The organism is Mitsuaria sp. TWR114 (genome assembly GCF_007997345.1).
Genome location: NZ_VOSR01000551.1, coordinates 1 through 9,339 on the forward strand (window position 1 = coordinate 1; position 9,339 = coordinate 9,339).

The window sequence follows — 9,339 nt, forward strand, 5'->3', positions numbered from 1 at the left end:
TCGTGCAGCCGGCGGCCGAGCGCTCGGCCGAGGCGTCGGACAGCTCGAAGGCTTGCTCGACCTTCAGGTCGGGCAGGCCCTCGATCTCCAGGATGCGGCCCGAGAAGATGTTCTTCTTGCCGGCCTTGGCCACGGTCAGCAGACCGGCCTTGATCGCGTACAGCGGGATCGCGTGGACCAGGTCGCGCAGCGTCACGCCCGGCTGCATCTCGCCCTTGAAGCGCACCAGCACCGATTCCGGCATGTCCAGCGGCATCACGCCGGTCGCGGCGCCGAAGGCCACCAGGCCCGAACCGGCCGGGAAGGAGATGCCGATCGGGAAACGGGTGTGCGAGTCGCCGCCGGTGCCCACGGTATCGGGCAGCAGCAGGCGGTTCAGCCAGCTGTGGATCACGCCGTCGCCCGGACGCAGCGACACGCCGCCGCGGTTGGAGATGAAGGCGGGCAGCTCGCGGTGCGTCTTCACGTCCACCGGCTTCGGATACGCGGCGGTGTGGCAGAAGGACTGCATCACCAGGTCGGCCGAGAAGCCCAGGCAGGCCAAGTCCTTCAGCTCGTCGCGGGTCATCGGGCCGGTCGTGTCCTGCGAACCGACCGTCGTCATCTTGGGCTCGCAGTAGGTGCCCGGACGCACGCCCTGGCCTTCCGGCAGGCCGACCGCGCGGCCCACCATCTTCTGCGCCAGCGTGAAGCCGGCGCTCGAGGCGGCCGGGGCTTGCGGCAGGCGGAACAGGGTGGAGGCGGGCAGGCCCAGGAACTCGCGCGCCTTGGCGGTCAGCGAGCGGCCGATGATCAGGTTGATCCGGCCGCCGGCGCGCACTTCGTCGAACAGCACGTCGCTCTTGAGCTTGAACTCGGCCACGGTCTCGCCGTTCTTCACCAGCTTGCCGTCATAGGGCAACACGTCGATGACGTCGCCCATCTCCAGCTTGGACACGTCGACCTCGATTGGCAGCGAGCCCGAGTCTTCCTGCGTGTTGAAGAAGATCGGCGCGATCTTGCCGCCCAGCGTCACGCCGCCGAAGCGCTTGTTGGGGACGAAGGGGATGTCCTGGCCGGTGGCCCAGATCACCGAGTTGGTCGCCGACTTGCGCGACGAGCCGGTGCCGACGACGTCGCCGACGTAGGCCACGACGTGGCCCTTCTTCTTCAGGTCCTCGATGAACTGCATCGGGCCGCGCTTGCCGTCCTCCTCGGGCTTGAAGGCCGCGTCGGGGCGGGTGTTCTTCAGCATCGCCAGGTAATGCAGCGGGATGTCCGGACGGCTCCACGCGTCGGGCGCGGGCGACAGGTCGTCGGTGTTGGTCTCGCCCGGCACCTTGAAGACGGTGACGGTGATCTTCTTCTCGACTTCCGGACGCGAGGTGAACCACTCGGCGTCGGCCCAGCTCTGCATCACTTCCTTGGCCTTGGCGTTGCCCGCCTTGGCCTTGGCGGCGACGTCGTTGAAGTAGTCGAACATCAGCAGGGTCTTCTTCAGACCGTCGGCGGCGACGCCGGCGACTTCGGCGTCGTCCAGCAGCTCGATCAGCGGATGCACGTTGTAGCCGCCCACCATGGTGCCCAGCAGTTCGGTGGCCTTGGCCTTGGAGATCAGGCCCACCTTCAGGTCGCCGTGCGCGACGGCGGCCAGGAAGCTGGCCTTGACCTTGGCGGCATCGTCCACGCCCGGCGGCACGCGGTGCGTCAGCAGATCCAGCAGGAAGGCCTCCTCGCCGGCCGGCGGGGTCTTGATGAGCTCGATCAGCTCGGCGACTTGCTTCGCGTCGAGCGGCAGCGGCGGGATGCCGAGCGCGGCGCGTTCGGCTTCATGTTGGCGATAGGCTTGCAGCATGCGAACTCCAGTGTGGTCTCTGCTTGGGTCGAAAGAGCGGGTCTCGGCGGTCACGGCGCGCTGGGCACGATGACCTTGAGGCCCTTGAAATAGTCTCGGAAGAAGCCCTGGTCCCGGGTGATCAGGCCGTCGCACTGCAACATCGCGTGCGCACCCACCAGGAAGTCGGGCATCGCCCGCGTGGCGGCGGCCTCGGGCGCGCCGGAAGGCGCCCCCTTGTGGGCCAGCCGTTGCTTGAACTTGCGTTGCATCTCGCCGGCGCGGATCGCCGCGCGCTGGTCGATGGCCAGAAAGCGCAGGCCCATCTCCTCGAGCGCGTCCATCACCTCCGAGCCGTGCCCGAGGCCGGCCGTGACTTCGGCCAGCACCACGTCGCACAGCACCACCGGGCCGCTGGACAGCGCCAGGCGCAGCGCGGCCTCGGCGGCGTCGGCGCCGGGGGCGTCGCCCAGGAGGTCGATGAGAACGGAGCTGTCGACGGCGATCATCGGATCAGGCGTCGGTGGGTTCGTCGAAGGACTGGTCGGGCGTGCGACCGCGCAGGTCGCGCATGACGTCGTCGGTCGAGGTGCCTTCGGGCAGCTTGAAACGGCCGCGGGCCCGGGAGATGGCGTCGTCGACGTTCTTGCGCAGGATGATGCGGGCCCCGTCGAGTTCCACCTTGAGGGTGGTGCCCTTGGTCAGTCCCAGGGCGTCCCGCACGGCCTTGGGCAGGGTGATCTGACCTCGTTCGGCGACGGTGGCTTCCATGCGGGCTCCTGGCGATCCTGGGAGATTAGGCGACGGCCTTGGCGATTTCATGACCGCCCGCGGCCGGTCGCCGGTGCGGTATGAATCGGAAAGTATGCATGAATTGTACGTACTTTCGGCTCGCGAAATCCAGCCCGGCGTGCGCAAGCCCGAGGTCCGCGCTGGGGGAAGCGGCGGCGGACGGGCGTGAAAAAGCCGCCTCGAGGGCGGCTTCGTCGGGGCGCGAGGCTCAGTTCGCGCTCGGCGCGATGCCCAGGCCGGGGCCGGCGGGCGCCGACGCGGCGCGGGCGGCCTCGATGGCGGCGCGCTGTTCCGGGTGGACGCATTCGTCGACCAGGCGCTGGCCGGCCTTGACGTCCAGCAGCATCGACTTGTTGGCGATCTGGACCATCAGCGTGCGGCCGGTGACGTCCTCCAGGCGCAGGGCGCCGGTCGACGACAGCACCGGCTTCATCGTGAAGGTGTCCTTCTTGAAGCCGACGTTGATGTAGCCGGCGTGCTTCTCATCGGGAGCGATGGTGACGGACTGCTTGAATTCGCACTCGTACAGGCCGAGGTAGGCGCGCTTGGCGGCGGCCAGTTGCTCCTCGTTCGCCTCCGGCAGCGGGGGCGGGGGCGGCGGGGTCTTGGCGGCGGGCTTCTTGGCCGTCGACTTGCCGGCGGCGGGCTTCGCCGCCTTGGCCGGTGCGGCCTTGCTGCCGGCATTCGGGTCGGGCTGAGCGGCGGCGAGGCCGGCGGTCAGGGTCAGCGCGGCGGCAGCGGCGCCGGACAGGAGGAGGGCGGTCAGTCGCATTCTGGGAATGGGGAAGAGGGGCCTGGAAACACCAGCCGATGCAGGTGGCCGAAAAACAAACGCCGACAGGCGGCGATGCGCAATTGTCACCGCGGCCTCGTCCCGCAAAACCCGCATTTAATGTGTCAAACCGTTGATCGACGCTAGGGTCTTCACCGGTTGTGCGCGTCGCGGCGCGAGGCGTGACGCCGCTTTTTCGCCGTGGTGGTCCGCGGCGCGTGAAGTGCTGCACGGATGGGCGATTGCACATTGTTGCGCCCGGCGTGCGACCGGCCCGCCATTGCGGCGTCGACGCGTCAGAGCGGCGACGGCCGCGGCGCGAACCAGGCCTGCGCGACCTCCGTCGGCAGGTTCTGTCCGGTGCCGTGCGCGCGCTGCAGCAGGTGCCAGAACAGGCGGTAGCTGGCGCGGTCATGCAGCATGTCGCGGTGCTGGATCGGCGCCCATTGCGCCGCCTGGGCGGCCTGCAGGATCTCGATGGCCTCGTCGATCTCGGCCACGCTCGGCGCGAAGGCATCGATGATGGGCTGGATCTGGTTCGGATGAATGCTCCACATCCGCGTGTAGCCGAACTCGCGCGCGGCGCGCTCGGCGGCGGACTGGATGGCGCGCTCGCTCTTGAACTCGGTCACCACGCAATGCGACGGCGTCTTCGCATAGGCATGCGCGGCCGCCGCGATGGACAGCTTGGCGCGCCGCACCAGCGGATGGGTGAACTGGCCCTCGACCGTCAGCGCGGAGCGCGGGATCGCGCCGCGATGCGCCGACACGAAGTCCATCAGCCCGAACGACAGCGACTCGATGCGCGGGTGTGCCGCGATCGCCATCACGTCGCGCAGCGCGCCGTGGGTCTCGATCAGCGTGTGCAGCGGCAGCGGCTTGCGGATCGCGTGGCGCTTGAGGCAGTCGTCGATGAAGGCGATGGCGCGGTCCAGGTCCGCGATGCCTTCGGGCTTGGGGATCATCAGGAAGGCGAGCTTCTCGCCGCCGCCGGCGATGACCGCCTCCACGTCCGCTTCGAAGGCCGGGTGGTTGAACGGATGCACGCGCACGCCGACGCGGCCATGCGCATTGAGCGAGCCGTTGAGCAGGTGCAGCACCAGCAGCATGTGCTCGGCCTCGCCGCCGACGGGTGCGCCGTCCTCGCAGTCCAGCGTGATGTCGAAGACCGGGCCCATCCGCGCCTGCAGCTCCAGGCTCTTGATCATGCGGGCCTCGACGCCGCAGTAATGGTCGACGACCGGCAGGACGACGGGCGCCTGGCCGTCTTCTAACAGGGCGTCGGCGGGGTGGAGGAGCGTGCTCATGCGATGACGGCGGGAGGGGTTGAACTCTGGAAGGAAGAAGGGCCGGCCTTCTTGCGAAAGGCCGGCCCGTCGAGTGTCGCTCAGCGGAAGCGGTGCGCGGGCCCCTGCGGACCCTCGCGCGGCTTACAGCAGATGCTTGACGCCGTTCTGCTCTTCCAGCAGCTCGTTCAGCGTCTTGTTGATGCACTCTTGCGAGAAGGCGTCGATCTCCAGGCCCTGGACGATCTTGTATTCGCCGTTCTCGACGGTCACCGGGTAGCCGAACATGACTTCCTTCGGAATGCCGTACGAGCCGTCCGACGGGATGCCCATCGTGACCCACTTGCCGTCGGTGCCCAGGGCCCAGTCGCGCATGTGGTCGATGGCGGCGTTGGCGGCCGAGGCGGCCGACGACAGGCCGCGCGCGGCGATGATCGCGGCGCCGCGCTTGCCCACGGTCGGCAGGAAAGTGGTGCGGTTCCACTCTTCATCGTTGATCAGGGCCTTGACCGACTGGCCGTCGATGGTGGCGTAGCGGTAGTCCGCGTACATCGTCGGCGAGTGGTTGCCCCACACGGCCAGCTTCTCGATGCCGGCGACCGGCTTGCCGGTCTTGGCGGCGATCTGCGAGGCGGCGCGGTTGTGGTCCAGGCGCAGCATGGCGGTGAAGTTCTTGGCCGGCAGGTCCGGGGCCGACTTCATCGCGATGTAGGCGTTGGTATTGGCGGGGTTGCCGACCACGAGCACCTTGACGTTGCGCGAGGCCACGGCGTTCAGCGCCTTGCCCTGCACGGTGAAGATCTGGGCGTTGGCGGCCAGCAGGTCCGAACGCTCCATGCCCGGGCCGCGCGGACGGGCGCCGACCAGCAGCGCGTAGTCGGTGTCCTTGAAGGCGGTCATCGGGTCGCTGTGCGCCTCGATGCCGGCCAGCAGCGGGAAGGCGCAGTCTTCCAGTTCCATGATCACGCCCTTGAGCGCGTTCTGGGCCTTCTCGTCCGGGATCTCCAGCAGCTGCAGGATGACGGGCTGGTCCTTGCCCAGCATCTCGCCGCTGGCGATGCGGAACAGCAGGGCGTAGCCGATCTGGCCGGCGGCGCCGGTGACGGCGACGCGAACGGGTTTCTTGCTCATCAGAAGTCTCCGGGGAAGTGCGAGTGAATGATGCGGGAGGCGCGGTCCGCGCCAGCGGCGGCAAGTGTAGGCCAGCACGGTGGCGGCACGGATCGCGATAGGGTCTTCTTCGCCCACCGGTGTGGGGAGTCGCCCCCAAATTAGCGGGCGACCATTGCGTGAAACTGACACTCTTGTGTCTTATATAAGACTAATCTCCTCGGACTCCCCTCGCAGGATGGACGCTCGCACCGCAGTTGTGCTCGAATCGCGCCCCATGTCGCCCCCCGCCGCCCCGGTTCACCCCGTCACGCCGCTCAATGAGCTGGCGCGCGCGGAAGCCGCGCCGTCGTTCAGCCCGCTGTATCGCCAGATCAAGGGGTTGATCCTCAAGGGCCTGCAGGCCGGCGAGTGGAAGGCGGGCGAGACCATCCCCAGCGAGATGGACCTGGCCGCCCGCTTCGGGGTGAGCCAGGGCACCGTCCGCAAGGCCGTCGATGAACTCGCCGCCGACAACCTGCTGGTCCGCAAGCAAGGGAAGGGCACCTTCGTCGCCACCCATGCGGAACAGCAGCAGCAATACCGCTTCCTGCGCCTCACGCCCGACGGCGATGCCGCCGCCTCGCTCGGGCGCCAGCTGCTGGACTGCAAGCGCCAGCGCGCGCCGGCCTTCATCGCCAAGCTGATGCAGCTGCGCGCCGGCGATCCGGTCATCGAGATCCGCCGCCTGCTGCACAGCGGCGGCCAGCCGGTCGTGCTGGACGACATCTGGCTGCCCGGCGCCCTGTTCAAGGGGCTGACGGCGGAGCGGCTGCTGGAGCATCGCGGGCCGTTCTACAGCCTGCTTGAAACCGAATTCGGCGTGCCGATGATTCGCGCGCAGGAAAAGATCCGGGCGGTCGCGGCGGAGGAAGACGCCGCCGCGCTGCTGCAGGTGGCGCCCGGCAGTCCGCTGCTGAGCGTCGAGCGTCTGGCCTTCACCTACGGCGACAAGCCGGTGGAGTTGCGCCGCGGCCTCTACAACACTACTCATCACTTCTATCGCAACGACCTGAACTGATGCATTCGCGTTGCGGCGATGACGTTTTCATGGCACCGCATGAAAACGACATGCGCCCAGGACACCCTTCCGGGGTGTTGCGTTGCCATAAAATCTTCGGGTTTCACATTGATTACAAGGTCGGACATGACGGACGCCACCCAAGCCACCAAGAAGAATCGACCGGTCTACACCAACATCCATGTCACGCAGATCGTTGGCTATCGCCTGCCGCCGGCGGGCATCGTCTCGATCCTGCACCGCATCAGCGGCCTGCTGATGTTCTTCCTGCTCCCGTTCGTGATCTGGATGTTCGACACCAGCCTCACGTCGGAGATCTCTTACGAAACCTTCACCGCGGCCTTCGTCTCGGGCATCGGCTTCCTGCCGGGCTGGTTCATCAAGCTGGCCGCGCTGGCCCTGATCTGGGGCTACCTCCACCACTTCATCGCGGGCGTGCGCCATCTGTGGATGGATGCGACCCACAGCGTCAGCAAGCAGCAAGGCAAGAGCAGCGCCATCGTGACGCTGGTGCTGTCCATCGTGCTGACGATCGCGCTCGGCGCCAAGCTGTTCGGCCTGTACTGATCCCGCCGCCGGCGCGCGGCTCGGCTCGCGCGACCGGGATGAATCCCGACGATTGACCCAAGAGGCAAATCAACAATGACAACCTACGGAAGCAAGCGCATCGTCACCGGTGCGCATTACGGCCTGCGCGACTGGATGGCCCAACGCGCCACCGCGCTGCTCATGGCGCTGTTCACCCTCGTGCTGCTGGCGCAGGTGCTGTTCACCAGCCAGCCGCTGGGCTACGACCTGTGGGCCGGCATCTTCAGCAAGCAATGGATGAAGTTCCTGACCTTCGCGCTGATCGTCTCCCTGGCGTATCACGCCTGGGTCGGCGTGCGCGACATCTGGATGGATTACGTGAAGCCGGTGGGCGTGCGGCTGGCGCTGCATGTGTTCACGCTGGTGTGGTTGACGGGTTGCGCGGGTTGGGCGATCCAAGTGCTCTGGAGGCTGTAAGAAATGCAAATCGGAACCTCGCTGCCCAAGCGCAAATTCGACGTCGTCATCGTGGGAGCGGCGGCTCCGGCATGCGCGCGTCGCTGCAGCTGTCGCTCGCCGGCCTGAACGTGGCCGTGCTGTCCAAGGTCTTCCCGACCCGCTCGCACACCGTGGCCGCGCAAGGCGGCATCGGTGCCAGCCTGGGCAACATGTCGGAAGACAACTGGCATTACCACTTCTACGACACCGTGAAGGGCTCGGACTGGCTGGGCGACCAGGACGCCATCGAGTTCATGTGCCGTGAAGCGCCGAAGGTGGTCTACGAGCTCGAGCACTTCGGCATGCCGTTCGACCGCAACCCGGACGGCACGATCTACCAGCGTCCGTTCGGCGGCCACACCGCCAACTACGGCGAGAAGCCGGTCCAGCGCGCCTGCGCCGCGGCCGACCGCACCGGCCACGCGCTGCTGCACACGCTGTACCAGCAGAACGTCAAGGCCCGCACCAACTTCTTCGTCGAGTGGATGGCGCTGGACCTGATCCGCGACGCCGAGGGCGACGTGGTCGGCGTGACCGCGCTGGAGATGGAGACGGGCGAGATCCACATCCTCGAAGCCAAGACCGTGCTGCTGGCCACCGGCGGCGCGGGACGCATCTTCGCGGCCTCGACCAACGCCTTCATCAACACCGGTGACGGCCTGGGCATGGCGCGCGCGCCGACATCCCGCTGCAGGACATGGAGTTCTGGCAGTTCCACCCGACCGGCGTGGCCGGTGCCGGCGTGCTGCTGACCGAAGGCTGCCGCGGCGAGGGCGCAATCCTGCGCAACGCCAACGGCGAGCGCTTCATGGAGCGCTACGCCCCGACGCTGAAGGACCTGGCGCCGCGCGACTTCGTCTCGCGCTGCATGGACCAGGAGATCAAGGAAGGTCGCGGCTGCGGTCCCAACAAGGACTACGTCGTGCTGGACATGACCCACCTGGGCGGCGACACCATCCTCAAGCGGCTCCCGTCCGTGTTCGAGATCGGCCACAACTTCGCCAACGTCGACATCACCAAGGAGCCGATCCCGGTCGTGCCGACCATCCATTACCAGATGGGCGGCATCCCGACCAACGTCAACGGCCAGGTCGTCGTCCAGAAGGGCGAGGATCACAAGAGCGTGGTCAACGGCCTGTACGCGGTGGGCGAGTGCTCCTGCGTCTCGGTGCACGGCGCCAACCGCCTGGGCACGAACTCGCTGCTGGACCTGGTGGTCTTCGGCCGCGCCGCCGGCAACCACATCGTCGAGGCGCACAAGGGCTTCAAGGCCGCCGGCAAGGCCCACAAGCCGCTGCCCAAGGACGCCGCCGACCAGACGCTGGCGCGCCTGGCCCGCCTGGAATCCAACACCGGCGGCGAGTACGCGCAGAACGTCGCCAACGACCTGCGCGCCGCGATGCAGTCGCACGCCGGCGTGTTCCGCACCCAGGCGCTGCTGGACGAGGGCGTCACCGCCGTTGCCGCCATCCGCGAGCGG

General features: G+C 67.7%; 9 protein-coding genes and 1 pseudogene. 4 read left to right on the plus strand and 6 right to left on the minus strand.

Annotated features, from left to right (window positions below; all coding sequences use genetic code 11):
- From FUT87_RS19090 to FUT87_RS19115, 6 genes are all read right to left on the minus strand, one after another.
- A partial coding sequence (locus FUT87_RS19090) for a bifunctional aconitate hydratase 2/2-methylisocitrate dehydratase (protein ID WP_147242050.1) occupies positions 1-1,834 on the minus strand: 1,834 nt, incomplete at its 3' end.
- A 50-nt stretch (positions 1,835-1,884) separates the two neighbouring features.
- Positions 1,885-2,322, minus strand: coding sequence for a type II toxin-antitoxin system VapC family toxin (locus FUT87_RS19095; RefSeq protein ID WP_147242051.1), 438 nt, complete (start codon positions 2,320-2,322; stop codon positions 1,885-1,887).
- Positions 2,323-2,326: 4 nt separating this feature from the next.
- On the minus strand, positions 2,327-2,584 hold the full coding sequence (locus FUT87_RS19100) for an AbrB/MazE/SpoVT family DNA-binding domain-containing protein (RefSeq protein WP_147242052.1): 258 nt from the start codon (positions 2,582-2,584) through the stop codon (positions 2,327-2,329).
- 229 nt (positions 2,585-2,813) lie between these two features.
- Positions 2,814-3,377, minus strand: coding sequence for a hypothetical protein (locus tag FUT87_RS19105; RefSeq protein WP_091724141.1), 564 nt, complete (start codon positions 3,375-3,377; stop codon positions 2,814-2,816).
- A gap of 296 nt (positions 3,378-3,673) precedes the next feature.
- The gene (locus FUT87_RS19110; RefSeq protein ID WP_147242053.1) at positions 3,674-4,684 is read right to left on the minus strand and encodes a CoA ester lyase; all 1,011 of its coding nucleotides are present in this window, start codon (positions 4,682-4,684) and stop codon (positions 3,674-3,676) included.
- Positions 4,685-4,807: 123 nt separating this feature from the next.
- Entirely contained in the window at positions 4,808-5,794 is a 987-nt protein-coding gene (locus FUT87_RS19115) for a malate dehydrogenase (RefSeq protein WP_147242054.1), read from the minus strand.
- Positions 5,795-6,050: 256 nt separating this feature from the next.
- Between FUT87_RS19115 and FUT87_RS19120 the strand changes: the two genes are divergently transcribed.
- The 4 genes and pseudogenes from FUT87_RS19120 to sdhA form a co-directional block, all read left to right on the plus strand.
- Positions 6,051-6,833: a GntR family transcriptional regulator gene (locus FUT87_RS19120; RefSeq protein WP_091724144.1), complete on the plus strand. Its 783-nt coding sequence runs from the start codon at positions 6,051-6,053 to the stop codon at positions 6,831-6,833.
- 126 nt (positions 6,834-6,959) lie between these two features.
- Complete coding sequence (sdhC, locus tag FUT87_RS19125) at positions 6,960-7,400, plus strand: succinate dehydrogenase, cytochrome b556 subunit (RefSeq protein WP_147242055.1); 441 nt, start codon at positions 6,960-6,962, stop codon at positions 7,398-7,400.
- A gap of 75 nt (positions 7,401-7,475) precedes the next feature.
- Positions 7,476-7,838 (plus strand): succinate dehydrogenase, hydrophobic membrane anchor protein, encoded by a 363-nt coding sequence (gene sdhD, locus FUT87_RS19130; RefSeq protein WP_147242056.1) that lies wholly within the window; start codon positions 7,476-7,478, stop codon positions 7,836-7,838.
- 3 nt (positions 7,839-7,841) lie between these two features.
- Positions 7,842-9,339 (plus strand): annotated as a pseudogene (gene sdhA, locus FUT87_RS19135) (succinate dehydrogenase flavoprotein subunit); the annotation flags it as partial.

What these genes read in the sequence shown, in the direction of transcription:
- FUT87_RS19105 (WP_091724141.1), bottom strand. Translation starts at nt 3,377, where the DNA reads ATGCGACTGACCGCCCTCCTCCTGTCCGGCGCCGCTGCCGCCGCGCTG.
- FUT87_RS19095 (WP_147242051.1), bottom strand. Translation starts at nt 2,322, where the DNA reads ATGATCGCCGTCGACAGCTCCGTTCTCATCGACCTCCTGGGCGACGCC.
- sdhC (WP_147242055.1), top strand. Translation starts at nt 6,960, where the DNA reads ATGACGGACGCCACCCAAGCCACCAAGAAGAATCGACCGGTCTACACC.
- FUT87_RS19115 (WP_147242054.1), bottom strand. Translation starts at nt 5,794, where the DNA reads ATGAGCAAGAAACCCGTTCGCGTCGCCGTCACCGGCGCCGCCGGCCAG.
- sdhD (WP_147242056.1), top strand. Translation starts at nt 7,476, where the DNA reads ATGACAACCTACGGAAGCAAGCGCATCGTCACCGGTGCGCATTACGGC.
- FUT87_RS19100 (WP_147242052.1), bottom strand. Translation starts at nt 2,584, where the DNA reads ATGGAAGCCACCGTCGCCGAACGAGGTCAGATCACCCTGCCCAAGGCC.
- FUT87_RS19110 (WP_147242053.1), bottom strand. Translation starts at nt 4,684, where the DNA reads ATGAGCACGCTCCTCCACCCCGCCGACGCCCTGTTAGAAGACGGCCAG.
- FUT87_RS19120 (WP_091724144.1), top strand. Translation starts at nt 6,051, where the DNA reads ATGTCGCCCCCCGCCGCCCCGGTTCACCCCGTCACGCCGCTCAATGAG.